The following is a 17,663-nucleotide window of genomic DNA, read 5'->3' on the forward strand; positions in this document are numbered from 1 at the left end:
GAAGGGATAACAGACAGATTTATTTAATAAAATATTTCAATAACTCAACATCACAAAGTTTATTTCCTGCGTGGAGCGCAGCTTACAGCTGCGCTCCATCAGATCTTATTTACCGCGAGTCAGCGTGCTGTAGCTGGTCATCAGATTACGGTAGTCCGGGATATGATTGGAGAACAGCGCGCCCAGCCCTTCCACATCGTTGCGCCAGTCGCGGTGCAGCTCACAGGCCACGCCGAACCAGGTCATCAGTTGCGCGCCTTCGGCTTCCATTCGGCTCCAGGCCGACTGACGCGTCAGCTCGTTGAAGGTGCCGGAGGCGTCGGTGACCACAAACACCTCAAAGCCTTCGCTGAGGGCGGACAGCGCCGGGAACGCCACGCATACCTCGGTGACCACGCCGGCGATAATCAACTGTTTGCGACCGGTGGCTTTTACCGCTTTTACGAAGTCGTCGTTATCCCAGGCGTTAATCTGCCCCGGGCGAGGAATGAAAGGTGCGTCAGGGAATTGTGCCTTCAGTTCCGGCACCAGCGGGCCGTTCGGTCCCTCTTCGAAACTGGTAGTCAGGATGGTTGGCAGGTTGAAATACTTCGCTAAATCACCCAGCGCCAGTACGTTGTTTTTAAAACGATCGGGATCGATATCACGTACCAGCGAAAGCAGCCCTGCCTGATGATCCACCAGCAATACGGCGGCCTGATCCTTGTCGAGGCGTTTGTAATTTGCAGCCATGGTTTACTCCTGTTGGGTTTTGATTATTGCGGATATAGCGCCCCGGCCACAACGCCGGGAGCGCAAAGGTTTAAGTGTAGTGTCTGACCCGGAGAACTTGCTCCGGGCCAGCAGGGATGGTTTAACTCGCCCCGTACTCAGCCGCCATAGTGCCGAACTTGCCGCCGTTGAAATCGCTGAAAGCCTGCTGGATCTCAGCGTCGCTGTTCATCACGAACGGGCCGTAGCCGACGATAGGCTCATCGATAGGTTCGCCACTCAACACCAGCAAGGCGACATCGTTGTTGGCTTCGATAGTGATCGAATCGCCCGCACGGTCAAACCTGACCATTTGGGTTTCGCGCACCACTTCCTCGCCGTTAACATGAATGGCACCGTGCAGCATCACCAACGCCAGGGTATGGCCTTCTTCCACGGTCAACGTAGTGGTGTGGCCGGCGTTCAGCTTCATGTCCCACACATTGAGCGGGCTGAAGGTGCGTGCCGGGCCGGCGTGGCCGCCAAAGTTACCGGCAATCACCCGCACCTGCCCTGCGCCGTCCGCCAGCGGAACCACCGGAATATCCGCATTCAGCAGCGTCTGGTAACCCGGCTCGGCCATTTTGTCCTTGGCCGGCAGATTGACCCACAGTTGCACCATTTCCATGGTGCCGCCGTTGCGCGAGAAATCCCGTGAATGAAACTCTTCGTGCAAAATACCCGAAGCGGCGGTCATCCATTGCACGTCGCCGGGGCCAATCACCCCGCCGCTGCCGGTGGAATCGCGGTGCTCCACTTCCCCCTGATACACGATGGTCACCGTTTCAAACCCGCGATGCGGGTGCTGACCAACGCCGCGGGTGCCGGAGGCGGAACGGAATTTGGTTGGTGCGGCATGATCCAACAGCAGGAACGGGCTCATTTCCGCCCCCAAATCGTTGTAGGAGAACAGCGAATTCACCAGGAAACCGTTGCCGACCCAATGAGCTTCAGGGCTGTCGTAAATGCCGAGGATCTTTTTCATCTTGAACTCCTGTTTCAGGTCTCGCGACCTTAGGTTGATGTCAGAAGTCTAATTGAACGCCATTTGCCGCAGTAGTAGGCAAGATGTACACTCAGCGTTCTACATATGGAACGATAGGGACGGGCGATGTTCACCGATTTGAACGATCTGTTTTATTTCGCCAGCGTGGTCGATCATCAGGGATTTGCACCGGCCGGCCGGGCGTTGGGCATTCCGAAGTCCAAGCTCAGCCGCCGCGTGGCGCTGCTGGAAGAGCGCCTGGGCGTACGCCTGATCCAGCGTTCAACCCGGCGTTTCTCCGTCACCGAAGTCGGTCAGAACTATTATGTTCACTGCAAGGCGATGCTGGTGGAGGCCGACGCCGCGCAGCAGGCCATTGAGCAAACCCGCGCGGAGCCCTGCGGAACGGTGCGCATGTCTTGCCCGGTGGCGCTCCTGCATACCCGCGTCGGCAGTATGGTGGCGGCCTTTATGGCCGATTACCCCAAAGTGACGGTCCATCTGGAAGCCACCAATCGCCGGGTGGACGTCGTGGGCGAAGGCCTGGATCTGGCGATCCGCGTGCGGCCGCCGCCGCTGGAAGACAGCGATCTGGTGTTGAAGATCCTGGCTCAACGCATCTGGTACATCGCCGCCAGCCCCGCGCTGGTTCGGACCCTTGGCCCGGTGCAACGGCCTGACGAATTGGATAAATACCCGACGCTCGATCTTGGGCCGGCGCGGGCACAGCACCAGTGGCAACTGACCGGGCCGGCCGGTGAGAAAGTGGAATGGGAGCACAGGCCGCGGCTGGTTACCGACGATATGCTGATGCTGCGTACCGCGGCGATTGCCGGCGTCGGCATTGTGCAGTTGCCGTCGATGATGATGCGCGACAACATGCTGCGCGGTGAGCTGGTGCCATTGCTGCCCGGTTGGCAACCGCAGGGCGGCGTTGTGCATGCGGTCTATCCGTCGCGCCGTGGGCTGCTGCCGGCGGTTCGGTTGCTGCTCGATTATTTGTCCCGGCAGTTCGCGATCCTCGAGGAAGAGTGATCAGGCGGTAATTTCGATGGTGTTACCGTCGGGATCGCGGATGATCGCCTCATAAAAACCATCGCCGGTCCAGCGCGGTGGTGCCTGCAGGATACCCTCCTGCCGGGCGCGCTGCGCCAACATATCGACCTGGCCCTCGCCACCGACCGACAGCGCGATATGCGCCCAGCCCACGCGCTCGTTGGCCTGTTCCGCCGGCAGCAGATCTGGCAGGCGCATAATTTCCAACTGCGGACCGCTAGCCAGGCTGACAAAGCGGGAAACAAAACCTGGGCGGTTGCGGCTAACATATTCCTCGCCGGCAACGCCGTTGAAATAGCGCTGCCAGAACGCCATCTGGGCATCGATATCGCGGGTCCACAGTGCAACATGGGCTATTTTCATCTCAGTCTCCGTTAGGTGAATCGCCATACAACACCTTGCCGCCTCCCTGGATCACCTGCTGTTCGAGTTGCGGATGCCCGCCGCTCAGGGTAACCAGATAATCGACTCGCCCGGCGGGCAGAAAGGTGTAAGGGGCGAAGGTGTTGAGTTTGTCGCGGGTGCACAGCACCGCGACGTTGCCCGAGCGCGTCAGCAGGCGCTGTTTGAACTGGGCATCCTGGTAATTGAGCGCCGAAAAGCCACTGGCCGGGTCGTAGGCACAGATGCCGATAAAGGCCATATCAAAATGAAAACCGTCAATTTCCTGCGCGGCTTTCGCATCCACGCAGCCGCCCACCTCGGCATCCAGTTCGCCACCGATTAAAATCGTGCGGATCCCCGGCCGCTCCAACATTTTACCGGCGATGGAAAGTGCGTTAGTGACGACGGTCAGCCGCTGGTCGCGCGGCAGCAGGTCGGCCAGATACAGATGAGTGCTGCCGGCATCAAGGAAAATGATCTGCCCCTGCGTCACCAACTCCCGCGCGGCCAGCGCCAGCGCCTGCTTCTCGTCGCCGCTTAAATGCAGCCGTTCACTCATCGGCCCGGATGCCGGCGTGGGCGCCAGCGCGCCGCCATAAATGCGCTTGCACAGGTTTTGCGCCGCCAGTTGGCGCAGATCGCGCCGAATGGTGGCTTCGGTGGTATTCAGGCGTTCCGCCATTTCAGCCGCCAGCACCCGCCCCTGGCGCTGCAAGGTGGCGAGGATCGCGTCATGACGTTCATTGGGTAACAGTTTGGACATTTTACGGCTCAAAGGTGAATAACCGATCACGAATGTACACAAACGAACAAAAACGTACAACAATCAGGAGAAAGAAAAATGCCGGGGAGGGATTTTCGTCGGCAAGATGTTGGCTATACTGAGGCAAGCATCGTTACCGCAGAACGTAACGGCTTGGGCGCTAAGGGAAAAAGATGCTGTTGAAAATCGCGAAGTGGCTATTTCAATTACCGGGCAGGCTGTTCGGATCCCTCTTCAGGAATCGCCTGACGATTTTTATCTTCTTTATGCTGATTGCCGCTGGGGTATTCAGCGCCAAACGTTATCTGCGCGCACATCAACATGACGATGAATTTGTGACGACCACCCCCATCGATTACAACCGGGCAAGCCTGCGTGAAATGCCGCTGCGCGAAGCGCGTGAACAGTGCGGCGGGCCGTTGCACGACAATGCCGGGCAAGCCTGGCCAGCCTCGGCAGGCTATCTGCATCAGCCGGAACGCCGGGCCAATGCCGGCCTGCATCGTCTGACGCTGGACAATCAAGGCAACGATTTTGCGGTGTTGGTCAGGCTGGAAACGCCCGCAGCGCCGCAACAGCTGGCGGAGGTGTTTATTCCCGCCGCCGGCAACTTCGATGTCAAAATCGATTCAACAGCGGAACACGTGATGAAAATCAAGAACATCAAGAGCGGCTGCAACTTCCGCTCCAAAGCGTTCACCCTGGGCAAAGACAGCGATTGGCGGATGCCGCTGAAGATGGGCTCGAACAGCGGCATCGAGTTCCAATCCATCAGCGATCGCGAGTTCTGATACGGCACCAGATGAAGGCTCCGATGCCGTCAGGCTTACTTCTTCACCGGGTGATCGCGCCGGAACAATTCCCAGCTCTCGATTTCCTGGCCGCTCGGCAAGGTGCAAGTGGAATACTGGCCGTCGGCGTTGTGCCTGGCGTTCAGCTTGCCGCCGATCTCGGTGCAATAAACGTCTGCCGGGTTTGCCATCCCGACCGCTTTCACCTGCGGCGGTGGCGGCGCCTCCGGCGTTTTTACCGCACAACCTTGTAGCAGCGTCCCCCTGCCAACAGGGAGGCCATTAGAATTTTTTTCATTTTTGCTCTTATCGCCCCCATGAATTTCACGTTGCAGCTTGAAATACGACGGGGAAATAAAAACGGCGGGTGGCCGCAGCCCCCGCCGTTCAGGCTATCAGGAAATAAAGGACGCGCCCTGCTTGAGCACCAGATCGCAGGCTTTTTGCTTCACTTTCTCGGTGATTTGCGAAACGCCCAGGTTGTTCAGATCCAGGCTTTTGCCTTCGCCGGTTTTCAACAGACCGCCCAACCCTTGCTGGTAGTCCTGGCTTTTGGCGTTTTCCGTGCTGCTGATGCCTAACTTACTCAGCAATTGGTCTTTCACCGCTTCGGTGCCATTGGCCGACAACACATTGTTTTTCACGCAATATTGCAGGATGCCGGCAGCGTTGGTCATGCTGCCGGAACTCAGCGCTTTATCGCCGCCATTCAGCAGGCCGGTCAGGGAAGACAGCGAGGTGCCGCCAGTGCTGCCCCCTGACTTGGTCAGTTCACCGGCGGCGCTGCTGATGGAATCCATCAGTCCGGCAGCCTGCGCTGCCCCGCAGGTCATAGCCGTGGTCAAGGTCAGCGCCAACAGTAAACGATGTTTGGTATTCATGGGGGTAAAGCTCCTGTTATTTCCCGAAAACGGCGCGCTCTACGCAATGCGCCGGGTCACCTCTTCCGACGCCACCGTTGCCGACAAGTTCCTTTTATCTGTTGCAGCAGCCGTTTTTCAGAATTCAGGTAATTTTGGGGGGAGAGCAGCGGACCCAACGGCCCGCTGGAAATCAGAACTGCCAGCGCAGCCAGGCGAAGAACACGTTGCCGTTGTTATAAGTGCCGGGAATGTAGGTCGCCTGGAAGGTCAGCTGTTTATAGCCGATCGACGCCAGCGGCAACGGCGCCGGGATAGGAATGTAGTTCCAGTTATCCCGCGCGGTAATGCTGGCGGTAAAGCCCAATCCCAGGCGGAAATCCTTGTCATCCAGCGGCCGCCAGATTTTCTCGTAAGCGTAACCGCCGATCGGTTCCCACTTGTTGAACGAATCCTTGAACGCCATCAGATAGATGCCGTGCCAGTCACCGTCGCTATCGTAGCGCGAGATGCCATAACCAGCGCCCCAGGGCCGCTCATTGTACTTGTCGATGTGCTCGTCATCGTAAGTCCAGCGGTTATGCCAGGTGATGGCCGGCAGATAGATGTCTTTATTCGGCGAATTATTCCAGGTTTCCGATACGTTATCGGTGAAACGTTGCCACAGCCCCGGTTTTTCAGCCTGTACGGAATTGCTATTTCCTGCACCAACCTCTGCGTAAGAAGGTAGTGCAGGAAACATCAACGCCATCGAGCAAGCCATAATTGTCCGTTTAAAAAACATCATAAAGCTCCTGTAAAATTAAGGCCGGGGATTCTTACCGATCGCATTAGCAAGATCAAGCTGTATCTTATTTATCCAAGATTTTTTTCCCACCTCATTGCAACTCGGTTAAGTTTAACCGTCGGCAAGGAATATCATTCCGTGAGTCCTGTTACGGGCGCTCAGCCTACTGATCCCCCAATACCCCGTCTGTCGGAAAACTCCGCAATAATGGAGGTCTCCCCCGCGTTGGCCGATCTTCGTCTTTAAGCAAAGTGTAGCGAAATCGTTACTGTCGCCCGGAACAGGAATGTGATGGCCACCCCGTTTGCAACCGCGGCTGAAAGCCCGCTGGGCGGGCTGCCCCCAGCAAACAGACGGCTCGCCAGAATATAGCCCCCCTGTAAAGGAGCCATTACATCAAAGCACTATTGAAGATACGCTTTCATCGCCTGCGGATAACAACCTGCAATTTAATGAGCTCCCCACCGGGGATACTTAAAAAGAGTTATTTATTGCGGCAAACAAAACGAGAAAAGCAAAAAAGTCGCGGTAATAAAAAAAGGGGATTACCCCTGCCGGCAAAAGTACCGAGAGATTGCCGAACGCCCCATTATCTGCGCGCCCTATCCCGATTTTACTGTTCAATCAGATGCAATGAAAAATGCCACCGCCCAATAACCTTATTTTTAATATTGATTACCGACAACGTAAACCCCCGAATACAATCCCGCCGTTCACCCCACCGCAGCCCTAACTTGAACAAGTGGGGTGTTTAAATAATGGTTAAAGCCAGCGAGAAAAAACCGTTTGCACCAGAGCGGGCTATTTACTCATTCGCCACACGACATCGCCGGCAATGTATTTTGCTGATTTCTGCCTGATAAAAGAAAAGAGATAAAATCCGGAGAAACACATGAAGATCACTATTGGAGCCTTTATTCTGCAACAGCTCAGTACCCTGAGCATCGATCGTATTTATGGCGTGCCCGGCGATTATAACCTGGCGCTGCTGGAACTGATTGAACAGCAAGGCGAACTTGAATTTATCGGTAATTGTAACGAACTGAACGCCTCTTATGCCGCCGACGGTTATGCGCGGTTGAAAGGTGCCGGAGCGCTAATCACTACCTACGGCGTTGGCGACCTGGCCGCGCTGTCTGGCATTGCCGGCGCCTATGCCGAATCCGCACCGGTGATCTGCCTGTCCGGCACCCCGCCGCTGCATGCGATGAAAAATCATGAACTGCTGCACCACACGCTGGCGGACGGTAACTTTGATAACGTCATGAACTGCTTTAAACAGTTCACCGTCGCCCAAGCGTTAATCACACCGGAAAATGCGGCAGTGGAAATTCCGCGCGTTATTTCCCGCGCCTGGACGGAAAAGAAACCGGTTTATTTACAGTTGCCTTCCGATATTTGCGATGTAGAAATTGAAATAGCCCAGACGAGCACGCCACCACAATTACCGCAAAGCGACCAATATAATGTCCAACTGGCGGCGATGGCACTGCTGGCGCGCATCAAACAGGCAAAAAAACCGATTATTCTGGTCGACCAAATGGTGGATCGCTTTCAGCTTCAGCAATTAGTGATCGAGGTTGCCCATAAATTTGCGATCCCACTCACCAACATGCCGACGGCAAAATGCATTATCCCGGAAACCACCGCGGGCTGGATGGGTGGTTACAGCGGCGACCTGTCGCGCCCCGAGTTGTACGAGCACATGGCGAACGCCGACTGCGTGCTGACCTTCGGCGTACGCCTGGTCGATTCCACCACCGGTTATTTCTCGCATCAAATCCCTGCCGGCGCGCAAATTGATATTCAGCCTTTCTCGCTGAAACTGGGCAATACCTCCTACCCGGCGGTAGCGGCGGCGGACCTGCTGCAAGCGCTGCTGGCGCTGGATAAAGGCATAACGCCCCCGCCGCTGGCACCGCTCCCCGAACAAAAATACAGGCTGGCGACGCCGGGCGAAGCGGCTCTCGATCAGGCCTATTTCTGGCAACGGATGCAGCGCTTTATTCAGGCGGATGACGTGCTGGTGGTGGAGAACGGCACCTCAGGGGCGGCGATTGGCGGCATGCGCATGCCGGACGGCGTGAAAGTGGTTAATCAGCCGATCTGGGGGTCGATTGGTTATACCCTGCCGGCGCTGCTCGGCACCCTGATGGCCGCGCCACATCGTCGGCATCTGCTGTTTATTGGCGATGGCTCCTTCCAGCTCACCGCCCAGGAGGTCTCCACCCTGCTGCGCTATGAGCAAAAACCCATCATTTTCCTGATTAATAACGACGGCTACACCATAGAGCGCTACATTCTCGGGGAGAATTCGTCTTACAACGACATTGGCCCCTGGGATTACGCCAAACTGCCGGCGGTGCTCAACACCCAGGCTACGCCGTTCAGCGTGGCGGTCGAAACCACTCAACAACTGGAGCTGGCGCTGGAACAGGCTTCACGCCAGGATCGGCTGGCCTTTATCGAAGTCAAGGTGCCGATGATGGATACTCCGCCGGTGATGAAAGAGTTCTGCAACCGCTGCAATAACTTCAACTTCGGCCTCACCAACCCGCGCCGCGCCTAACCGCGCCGTTATCCGCCGCTTCTCAGGAAGCGGCTGTTTTCCCCAGCGCCTGTACGATCCGTTGTTGCAGCCTTTGCAGCAGCGGATGATGCCGTTTGGCCCCCAGGCGCAGCGCATTCACCACTTCGGGCAACGGCATGCTGCGTTCAAACCCGGCATCGACCTGCACCCGGCGATCGAGACATTGCTGGCTGAGCAGGCCAATCCCCATGCCCGCAGAAATGGCCACCAGCATGCCGGCTATCGAGGGGCACTCTACGCAGACCCGGTAATCGATGCCCGCCGCGCTCAGGCGCTCCTCCGCCAGGCCGCGGTAAAAACAGTCCGGCCCGTAGCTCACCAGCTTCACCCTCTCGCCCGGCTGGTAATGCCATCCAGGCGGTACGCACCAATGAATGCGTTCGCTTTCCAGCGCCACATCCTCGGTGCTCAGGGCATCGCGGAACTGCTGATGCAGCACCAGGTCGAGATCCCCTTTCGCGAGAGCAGCACGCAATACCTGGCTTTGTTCAATCACCAACTGCACGTCAACCTGCGGATGCTGATGGGTAAATGTCGTCAGCAAAGCGGCCAATTGGGCCAGCGGCATCTGTTCCGTGGCGCCAAAACGCACCACGCCCTGCAATGATGAAGATGAAAAGTGGGCCAGCGCCCGATCGTGAGCCTGCAGGATGCGCCGTCCGTGCAGCAGCAGCGCCTCGCCGTCGGCGGTGGCGGTCAACATGCCGCCCTGACGATCGATCAGAATGCGCCCCAGTTGTTCCTCCAGCCGTTTGATTTTCCAGCTCACCGCCGACTGACTGAGATTGAGCTGTTGCGCGGCGCGCGTCATGCTGCCGGTATCAATGACGCTTTGCAGCGCTCGTAATGCATCAATGGATAAACGCGGGGTCATCAGCACGCCATGACAAAAGTGGGATTTATTCACCATAACTTGTCATTGGCGTCATGAAAAGAGAATGCGTAGGTTGAGTACAGCCAACCCATGGAGAGATCATGATGAACGACTTCCCTACCCTGCTCAATCGGCACATTATCGTCGGTGGCCATCGCATTGCCGCCGGCGTGCACGGTGCAGGCGATCCGCTGGTGCTGGTGCACGGTACGCCCGCCCACTCGATAATCTGGCGTAATCTGCTGCCCGGGTTGACGTCTGCGGGCTTTCAGGTCCACCTCTACGATTTGCTGGGCTTTGGCGCGTCAGAACGCCCGTTGTCGGCAGACACGTCGATTGCCGCACAGGCGGAGCTGCTGATTGGCCTGCTGGACCACTGGCAACTGGATACCGCCCACGTCTTTGGTCACGATATTGGCGGCGCGCTGTCATTGCGTGCGGCGTTTAGCCATGCGGAGCGCTTTCGCTCGCTGACCATCGCGGATATTTGCAGCTACGATTCCTGGCCTTCACCCACCTGGCGCGGCATTCGTGATAACTATCGTCAGTACGCCGTGATGGACGAGCGGCAGCATGAGCAAACCCTGGAGCGACAACTGAAAATGGCGGTGTTCGACAAATCGCTGATGAAAGGGGAATTATTGCAGCGCTATTTGGCGCCGATCGTCGGCGTGGTCGGCCAACCGGCGTTCTATCAGCAGCAAATCGCCCATTACAACGCCCGCTATACTGAGGATTTCGCACAACGCCTGCCCGAACTGCGCCTGCCGGTGCAGATCCTGTGGGGCGAAAACGATGAATGGCAACCGGTCGGTTACGCCTACCCTTTGCAGGCCGACATTCCCGATGCCAGGCTACAGGTGATCCCCCGCGCGGGGCATTTTCTCATGGAAGACGCGCCGGAGACGGTGGCGCAACTGTTGGCGGCATTTATACATTCACTTTAAACGGGCAATATGCCCAGGAGAAAACCTGATGCAATTGATTGGCATGCTGGATTCACCCTATGTGCGCCGGGTGGCTATTTGCCTGAAATTATTGGGCGTCGAATTTGAACATCGCGCAGTGTCGGTATTTCGCGATTTTGAACGGTTCAAAACCCTCAATCCGGTGGTGAAAGCCCCGACGCTGGTGCTGGCCGACGATCAAATCCTGATGGATTCGTCGCTAATTCTGGAGTACGCCGCCGGGCTGGTTCCCGCCGGCCAGGCCCTGTTGCCAGCGCACGGACCCGCACGGCTGCGCGCTTTGCAACTGACCGGGCTGGCGCTGGCCGCCTGCGAAAAAACGGTGCAAATCGTTTATGAACAGCAGCAGCGCCCGCAGGAGAAACAGCATCAGCCGTGGCTAGATCGCGTTCAGGGCCAATTGCTGGCGGCTTACGCCGAACTGGAAAAACTGTTGGCGCAAACCGTCGCCATACCGCAGGTTATGGGCAGCGCGGAGGTCAGCGTGGCAGTGGCCTGGAGCTTTACTCAACTGATGCTGCCCGAACGGATCACCGCGCAGGCGCACCCGGTGCTGGCGGCATTTGCCGCCCAAGCCGAGCGACACCCCGCGTTTATCAGCACCCCGCAGGTTTAACCTGCCGACGCGCGCGCCAGGCAACGCTGGCGCCGCTCATCCACCCGCTTGGCAAACCAGGCGGTGGTCAGTTTACGGGTGATTTTCGGGCTTTCCAGCTGGATACCTGGCAGCATTTCGCGCGGCAGTTTCTTGCCGGCCGTTTTTTCCGCCAGGGCATAGACCCGCTCATAAAGACGGGTATCGGCAAACTCGAGCAGATCCCCTTTCTCCAGCGCCCCGCGAATCGCCGAATCGCTCATATCCAACCTTTTGCCGAGCGTGCGCACCGCCAGCTCGGTGGAACCGGGCTTATCGGTGCCGTAGTTAATCAAGTCACCGTCCAGCGCCAGCGGAATGCCGCTCGCCCGGCTGACCGCACTCTGGAACGCCGCATTGCGGCTGGCGTACCAGCCGGCATTGAAATCGGCAAAGCGGTAGATCGGCTGGCTGTAGTCGGCCGGGTAGCCCAACAGGTGCGCGATACCAAAGTACATACCGCCACGGCGACTGAACACTTCACGGCGGATCGAGCCGTCGATCGGGTACGGATAACCTTTGGCATGCGCCTCGGCAAAGGCGATGCTCACCTGCATCGGCCCGGCGGTATGCACCGGGTTCAGGCTGCCGAACAGCTTTTGCCCCATCGGCACCGTATCGATCATGTCATCAAAGATATCGCTCAGATCCTTCTCGGTGCGCACCTTATCCAGCCGCTCGCTGTAACTTTTGCCGTTCGGCGATTTGATCAGCAGTGCGGTATGCACCAGGAAGTTCGGGATATGCAACTGGTCGGCACGGCGGTCGATCTCTTTCCAGGCGATGCTGGGCAACCCCGCGACCGGCGGATTGGCCTGGAAGGTCGACTCTTGCTCGGTCACCGCCAACACCGAACACAGGTTTTCGGTGTTCGGTTCTATGCCCTGTGCGGCAAAGGCGGCGGTGATGTCGGTGGCCCAACCCTGGCGATCGGCCGCGTTGGCCGGCATCAGCCGCACCAGTTGCGCCTTGACGTCGGCGGGGCGATGCTCCGGCGCCGTCGTGGTTTTCGTAGTACAACCGGCCAGCACCAGCAGCGCGGCCAGGCTCAACGGACGCAAGGTCATCGAGTTGATATAACGGCGAATTGACATCTTTTCCCTGATCGTTTGGCATAATCTGCACTGACGTTAGCCCAGCCGGAGAACGCGATCCAGTTAAAAATAGGCGGATCAGATCGCCTGGGCTAAGCTCTGACGGCGAAATAAACATCAAGGGATAATCCAATGATTGAACTCAGGGACATGAGCCCGCAAGAATTTGAGCGCTATCGCACCCACGGCATCGAAGAATACGCTAAGGATCTGGCGCGCGTGCTGCTGTTGAACCGGGAGCAGGCGCTGGTTGAAGCTACCGCCTCCTTCAACGACTCGCTGCCCAACGGGGCGACAACGTCGGGCCATCGGCTGGTTTGCGCTCGGCTGGCGGGCTCGGCGGAAAATATCGCCATCGTTTGGTACGCCATAGAACAACGAACTTACGGCAAGCAGCTGTTTATTTATGATTTTGAAGTAGTAACCGCCTGGCGCGGCAAAGGTTACGGCGAGCAAATTCTGAACGCGGTGCTGGACGCCGGCCGGGCCGACGGCGCGGAATATGCCGAGCTGGCGGTCTTCAACGACAACCCGACTGCGGCGCGGCTGTACGCCCGGCTGGGCTTCAAGGCGGTCAACACCCGCATGCATCGCAGGCTGTAAACCGCGCCTTTCCTCCTTGCAGGCATTTTCAAAAGGCCAATAAACATGTATTTTACATGCAACATATAAAATCATTTTGTTCGCCCGCCACGCGCCGGCAACGCCCTGCCTCAGGAGAGACGCATGAACGATCTGCTTTGTTATAAAACGCTGCCGCAATGGAACAGCGCAACGCTGCCGGCCGCCTTCCAGCAAAAACACAACACCCAGACCGGCACCTGGGCCAGGCTTACCCTGCTGAGCGGCACCCTGACCTTCGCGCTGATGACGCAAGAAGGCGAAACCACCGAAACCTGGCAGTTCAGCCCCGAGAGCCAACCGCCGTTTATCGAACCGCAGCAATGGCACCGCATCGTTTCATTCTCGGACGACATGATCTGCCAACTGGCTTTCTACTGTTCGCAGGAAGATTACTACGCTAAAAAATATGAGCTGACACGCACCCATTCGGAAGTGATCGAAGCCGCGCGGCAAATCGCCCCCGGCAAGACGCTGGATCTGGGCTGCGGCGGCGGGCGCAATTCACTTTATCTCAACCTGAAAGGCTTTGACGTCACCGCCTGGGACAAACACTTGCCGTCGATTGATAAGCTCAACGGCATCATCGACAGCGAAGCCCTGTCGCACATCCGCGCCGGCGCGCAGGATCTCAACACCCACTCTGTCAGCGGCGAATACGACTTTATTCTTTCCACCGTGGTGTTCATGTTCCTTAACCGAGAGCGGATCCCCTCCCTGGTGCAAGAGATGCGCAATGGCACCCTCAGCGGCGGCCATAACCTGATCGTCGCGGCGATGGATACCCCGGATTACCCTTGCAGCCTGCCTTTTCCGTTCACCTTTAAACCGGGTGAGCTTAAAGACTATTACCGGGGCTGGGAAATTCTCAAGTACAACGAAGACGTTGGCCAACTGCACCGAACCGACACCGCCGGCAACCGCATCTCCCTGCGTTTCGCCACGCTGCTGGCACGAAAGCCCTAATCCTGAGCAAAAGATTGGCGTCAGCGCCGCGGATGTCGACTGACGCCATTTTCGGCAAACAACATGAAGTTTATTACGTTGCCAACCCACCTCTGCGGCGTTAGGATCGCGCACGGCTACGGGCGTAGCCAGTTTTTTTGCCTGTCAGTTCCGCGCATGGAGAGGTTATTGTGTTAGAAAGTTTTGGCGTCCTGAATCCTTGGACCTATCTGGCCGGGGTGGTTTTCATCATCATCCTGCCGGGCCCGAATACGCTGTACGTACTGAAAACCGGGGTTTCACGCGGCGTACGCGCCGGCTATACCGCTGCGCTGGGCGTGTTTATCGGCGATGCGATCCTGATCTTCTGCGCCTATATCGGCGTGGCTTCGTTGATCCGTACCACACCGTTCCTGTTTACCCTGGTGCGTTTTCTCGGTGCGATTTACCTGCTGTTCCTGGGCGCAAAAATCCTCTACGCTACCTTTATCCAGAAAAACGCAGCGCAACAACAGCAGGTGGAAGGCAGCCACAGCATCCTGCGCAAATCGCTGACGCTGAGCCTGACCAACCCGAAGGCGATTTTGTTTTACGTGTCGTTCTTCGTGCAGTTTATCGATTTCAACTATGCCCACACCGGCCTGTCGTTCACTATCCTGGCCGTGATCCTCGAGTCGGTCAGCTTTATTTACATGACCACGCTGATCTTCTCCGGCGCGATGCTGGCGCACTTCTTTACCCATAAGAAAGGGCTGGCAAAACTGGGCAACGGCCTGATTGGCCTGCTGTTCCTCGGCTTCGCCACCCGCCTGGCGACGCTCAGTTCGTAATCTCTGTTTAGCAACGGCTGAGCGTCTCAGCCGTTGCCTCCTCGCAGGCTGTCACGCAGCACAAACCGAATGTCAGGCAGACAAAAGGCGATCCCGGCCGCCTGTTGTAGGCTTTGAAGGTTAACGATAACGACCTTTTTTGTCTGACAGGAGGGCGTATGCCTGACAATACCCAAGCAGTGATGGACAGCGTTTCGCGTTTTCTCGATCGTCAACACGGGCTGTATATCGACGGCCAATGGTGTGAAGCCAGCGCCGATGGCCGGTTGGCGGTGTATAACCCCGCCGACGGGCAACAAATCTCCTCCACCGCCGATGCCAACGCGCAGGACGTAGCCCGTGCGGTGCAATCGGCCCATAAAGCCTTCACAACCGGGGTCTGGGCACAGCGCTTGCCGGCCGAACGCGAGCGTATCTTGCTGCGCTATGCCGATCTGGTTGAACAACACGCCGAAGAGCTGGCCCAGTTGGAAACGCTGGAACAAGGCAAATCGATCAATATCGCACGCGCCTTTGAAGTGGGCTGTACGCTGAACTGGATGCGCTATACCGCCGGGCTGACCACCAAGATTGTCGGCCAGACCCTGGATGTGTCGATCCCGATGCCGCCGGGCGCGAAATATCAGGTTTATACCCGTAAAGAGCCGATTGGCGTGGTAGCTGGCATCGTGCCCTGGAACTTCCCGCTGATGATTGGCATGTGGAAGGTGATGCCGGCGCTGGCGGCGGGCTGTTCGATCGTGATCAAGCCGTCTGAAACTACCCCGCTTACCCTGCTGCGCATGGCTGAACTGGCCACCGAGGCCGGCATCCCGCCGGGCGTATTCAACGTGGTGACTGGCCGTGGCACCGGTTGCGGCAAGGCGCTGACCGAACACCCGCTGATCGCCAAAGTGAGCTTTACCGGCTCCACCCCGGTCGGTAAAAGCATCGCGCGCAGCGCGGCAGATCGCCTGACGCGCGTCACGCTGGAACTGGGCGGTAAAAACCCGGCCATCGTGCTGAAAGACGCGGACCCGCAGCAGGTGATCGAAGGCCTGATGATGGGCAGTTTCCTCAACCAGGGCCAGGTGTGCGCCGCCAGTTCGCGGATTTACATCGAAGCGCCGATTTACGACAGGCTGGTGGCCGGGTTCGAACAGGCGGTGAAATCGCTGTCGGTCGGGCCGGGCATGGACGCCACGGCACAGATAAACCCGCTGGTCTCACGCGATCACCGCAATAAAGTGGCGGCCTATCTGGATGATGCCAGATCCAAACACGCAGAGTTGATCAGCGGCGCTGCCGGGCCGGATCCGCAAGGATTTTACATCCCGCCGACGCTGGTGATTAATCCGGACGACAAGCTGAACCTGACGCGTGAAGAAGTGTTTGGCCCGGTGGTCAATTTGATCCGGGTAGCGGACGCCGAAGAGGCGCTGAGCAAGGCCAACGACACCGACTACGGCCTGACCGCCAGCCTGTGGACCACCAGCCTGCAACAGGCGATGGCTTTAACGCCGCGCATTCAGGCCGGCACGGTGTGGGTCAATACGCATACGTTGATCGACGCCAACATGCCGTTCGGCGGCTTCAAACAGTCCGGCAGCGGCCGCGACTTTGGCCCCGACTGGCTGGACGCCTATACCGAAACCAAATCGGTGTGCATTCGCTATTGAGAATCGGCTAAATCATCAGGGCGCCGCCTGCGGCGCTACTGATACTGCTTGCGGTACTCGCTCGGCGAGACGCCAAAGCGGGCTTTGAAGGCGGTAGAAAAGTGGCTATGATCGGTAAAGCCCCAGTCATAGCCGACCGTGGCCAGTTTTTGCCGCCCCGGCGCACTGCGCAAGGCCTGCGCGCACAGATCCAGGCGGCGGTTCTTGATGTACTGGGCCACCACCAGCCCCTGACGGGCGAACATCCGGTACAGGCTGCGTACCGAAACGCCAAGCTCCCCGGCGATCCACTCGGGCCGCAACTGCTCCGACTGAATATGCGTATCAATAAGCGCCAGCGAACGTGCGAAGAGCTGCGGCTGCGCTTCGGAAACCGCATCACGGCCGATAAGCGCCGGGCGCAGCAACGTCGCCACCGCGTTCAGGATCGCCTCGCTCTCCGCGGCGCTCATCTGCGGGTTCTGCATGCTGCCCAATACCAACTGCCGGCTGAGCCGTACCACGCTGTTTTCCGCCTCAATCCGCCGTGCGCACGGCAAGTCGGTAACGCCCAGAGGCTGTTCGATATAGCTGCGCGGCATCAGTAAGGAAATTTGGCGGGAGTCTTGTTGAAAGGTAAAGCTGCTGGGCCGTGCAGCGTCGATTAACGTGATGTCACCGGTGGACAACACGGCCTGCCGGTCGCCTTGCTCCATCAATGCGCTGCCGCGCAGTTGAAAAACGGTAAAAAAGTGCGAGCCGTCGCTGCGGGCAATCTCCTGCGGCGTGCGATACAGCCGGGTTTCGGCGGCATCCACTACGCTCAAGCGCAGCGCGTGCGCGCGAAACTCCTGTATCGCGCCGCTAAACCCCGGCCCCAGCGTCTTGGCGCAGAACCGGCCGCAGGCGGAATTGATTTTCCCCAACCACGCCTCAAATCCGGCGTCTCTGACCTGTGCGGAAATTGCCATGGTTTTCCCCTTCAAACACCCGCGATGAAACCGCGAGCGTTGCTGAACAGAAAATAAACATAACAACCCGATAACGCACAATCAACGCCGGGACGGCGATCTGGCGCAAGGATCACAGATTGC

Annotated in this window: 18 protein-coding genes and 1 pseudogene; 9 read left to right on the plus strand and 10 right to left on the minus strand. The window is 58.0% G+C overall.

What is annotated here, in order from left to right:
• Positions 1 to 105: 105 nt before the first annotated feature.
• On the minus strand, positions 106 to 732 hold the full coding sequence (gene ycaC, locus ACUTSW_RS11205) for an isochorismate family cysteine hydrolase YcaC (protein ID WP_004949145.1): 627 nt from the start codon (positions 730 to 732) through the stop codon (positions 106 to 108).
• Between the two features lie 121 nt (positions 733 to 853).
• Complete coding sequence (locus ACUTSW_RS11210; RefSeq protein WP_062869799.1) at positions 854 to 1,735, minus strand: pirin family protein; 882 nt, start codon at positions 1,733 to 1,735, stop codon at positions 854 to 856.
• Positions 1,736 to 1,861: 126 nt separating this feature from the next.
• Between ACUTSW_RS11210 and ACUTSW_RS11215 the strand changes: the two genes are divergently transcribed.
• Complete coding sequence (locus tag ACUTSW_RS11215; RefSeq protein WP_062869798.1) at positions 1,862 to 2,770, plus strand: LysR family transcriptional regulator; 909 nt, start codon at positions 1,862 to 1,864, stop codon at positions 2,768 to 2,770.
• On the opposite strand, the gene ACUTSW_RS11220 is transcribed toward ACUTSW_RS11215, so the two are convergent.
• Together ACUTSW_RS11220 and ACUTSW_RS11225 are read right to left on the minus strand one after the other, a co-directional pair.
• Positions 2,771 to 3,154 carry a VOC family protein gene (locus ACUTSW_RS11220; RefSeq protein WP_445584403.1) on the minus strand — a complete coding sequence of 128 codons (384 nt, stop codon included), beginning with the start codon at positions 3,152 to 3,154 and terminating at the stop codon, positions 2,771 to 2,773.
• Position 3,155: 1 nt separating this feature from the next.
• Complete coding sequence (locus ACUTSW_RS11225; RefSeq protein WP_041417696.1) at positions 3,156 to 3,938, minus strand: DeoR/GlpR family DNA-binding transcription regulator; 783 nt, start codon at positions 3,936 to 3,938, stop codon at positions 3,156 to 3,158.
• Between the two features lie 173 nt (positions 3,939 to 4,111).
• Here ACUTSW_RS11225 and ACUTSW_RS11230 point away from each other — a divergent pair, with 173 nt between their 5' ends.
• Positions 4,112 to 4,729 (plus strand): hypothetical protein, encoded by a 618-nt coding sequence (locus ACUTSW_RS11230; protein ID WP_241921218.1) that lies wholly within the window; start codon positions 4,112 to 4,114, stop codon positions 4,727 to 4,729.
• 35 nt (positions 4,730 to 4,764) lie between these two features.
• Here the strand turns inward: ACUTSW_RS11230 and ACUTSW_RS11235 are convergent.
• From ACUTSW_RS11235 to pagP, 3 genes and pseudogenes are all read right to left on the minus strand, one after another.
• Positions 4,765 to 5,027: pseudogene (locus ACUTSW_RS11235) on the minus strand (putative hemolysin).
• A 97-nt stretch (positions 5,028 to 5,124) separates the two neighbouring features.
• A complete protein-coding gene (locus tag ACUTSW_RS11240) occupies positions 5,125 to 5,610 on the minus strand; it encodes a DUF2501 domain-containing protein (RefSeq protein WP_062869793.1) in 486 nt (161 codons plus the stop codon).
• A gap of 172 nt (positions 5,611 to 5,782) precedes the next feature.
• On the minus strand, positions 5,783 to 6,376 hold the full coding sequence (gene pagP / locus ACUTSW_RS11245; protein ID WP_174523945.1) for a lipid IV(A) palmitoyltransferase PagP: 594 nt from the start codon (positions 6,374 to 6,376) through the stop codon (positions 5,783 to 5,785).
• 892 nt (positions 6,377 to 7,268) lie between these two features.
• Between pagP and ACUTSW_RS11250 the strand changes: the two genes are divergently transcribed.
• Positions 7,269 to 8,945 (plus strand): alpha-keto acid decarboxylase family protein, encoded by a 1,677-nt coding sequence (locus ACUTSW_RS11250; RefSeq protein WP_445584404.1) that lies wholly within the window; start codon positions 7,269 to 7,271, stop codon positions 8,943 to 8,945.
• Between the two features lie 22 nt (positions 8,946 to 8,967).
• On the opposite strand, the gene ACUTSW_RS11255 is transcribed toward ACUTSW_RS11250, so the two are convergent.
• A complete protein-coding gene (locus ACUTSW_RS11255; protein WP_445584405.1) occupies positions 8,968 to 9,876 on the minus strand; it encodes a LysR family transcriptional regulator in 909 nt (302 codons plus the stop codon).
• Between the two features lie 65 nt (positions 9,877 to 9,941).
• Here ACUTSW_RS11255 and ACUTSW_RS11260 point away from each other — a divergent pair, with 65 nt between their 5' ends.
• Together ACUTSW_RS11260 and ACUTSW_RS11265 are read left to right on the plus strand one after the other, a co-directional pair.
• Positions 9,942 to 10,787 carry an alpha/beta fold hydrolase gene (locus ACUTSW_RS11260; protein WP_445584406.1) on the plus strand — a complete coding sequence of 282 codons (846 nt, stop codon included), beginning with the start codon at positions 9,942 to 9,944 and terminating at the stop codon, positions 10,785 to 10,787.
• Between the two features lie 28 nt (positions 10,788 to 10,815).
• Entirely contained in the window at positions 10,816 to 11,424 is a 609-nt protein-coding gene (locus tag ACUTSW_RS11265; protein ID WP_445584407.1) for a glutathione S-transferase N-terminal domain-containing protein, read from the plus strand.
• On the opposite strand, the gene ACUTSW_RS11270 is transcribed toward ACUTSW_RS11265, so the two are convergent.
• Positions 11,421 to 12,536, minus strand: a complete 1,116-nt coding sequence (locus tag ACUTSW_RS11270) for a DUF1615 domain-containing protein (protein ID WP_445584408.1) — start codon at positions 12,534 to 12,536, stop codon at positions 11,421 to 11,423. The two genes, ACUTSW_RS11265 and ACUTSW_RS11270, sit on opposite strands and share 4 nt — an antisense overlap.
• A 132-nt stretch (positions 12,537 to 12,668) precedes the next feature.
• On the opposite strand from ACUTSW_RS11270, the gene ACUTSW_RS11275 reads away from it, so the two are divergent.
• The 4 genes from ACUTSW_RS11275 to ACUTSW_RS11290 all read left to right on the plus strand — a co-directional run bounded on the left by ACUTSW_RS11275 (position 12,669) and on the right by ACUTSW_RS11290 (position 16,590).
• On the plus strand, positions 12,669 to 13,139 hold the full coding sequence (locus tag ACUTSW_RS11275; RefSeq protein WP_434462444.1) for a GNAT family N-acetyltransferase: 471 nt from the start codon (positions 12,669 to 12,671) through the stop codon (positions 13,137 to 13,139).
• 123 nt (positions 13,140 to 13,262) lie between these two features.
• Positions 13,263 to 14,123, plus strand: a complete 861-nt coding sequence (tehB, locus tag ACUTSW_RS11280; protein WP_445584409.1) for an SAM-dependent methyltransferase TehB — start codon at positions 13,263 to 13,265, stop codon at positions 14,121 to 14,123.
• Between the two features lie 170 nt (positions 14,124 to 14,293).
• A complete protein-coding gene (leuE, locus tag ACUTSW_RS11285; RefSeq protein ID WP_445584410.1) occupies positions 14,294 to 14,932 on the plus strand; it encodes a leucine efflux protein LeuE in 639 nt (212 codons plus the stop codon).
• Between the two features lie 158 nt (positions 14,933 to 15,090).
• On the plus strand, positions 15,091 to 16,590 hold the full coding sequence (locus ACUTSW_RS11290; RefSeq protein WP_445584411.1) for an aldehyde dehydrogenase family protein: 1,500 nt from the start codon (positions 15,091 to 15,093) through the stop codon (positions 16,588 to 16,590).
• A 35-nt stretch (positions 16,591 to 16,625) separates the two neighbouring features.
• Here ACUTSW_RS11290 and feaR read toward each other — a convergent pair whose 3' ends face one another.
• Positions 16,626 to 17,540 carry a transcriptional regulator FeaR gene (feaR, locus tag ACUTSW_RS11295; protein WP_445584412.1) on the minus strand — a complete coding sequence of 305 codons (915 nt, stop codon included), beginning with the start codon at positions 17,538 to 17,540 and terminating at the stop codon, positions 16,626 to 16,628.
• Positions 17,541 to 17,663 lie beyond the last annotated feature (123 nt).

This window comes from Serratia sp. TSA_198.1, from assembly GCF_052686505.1.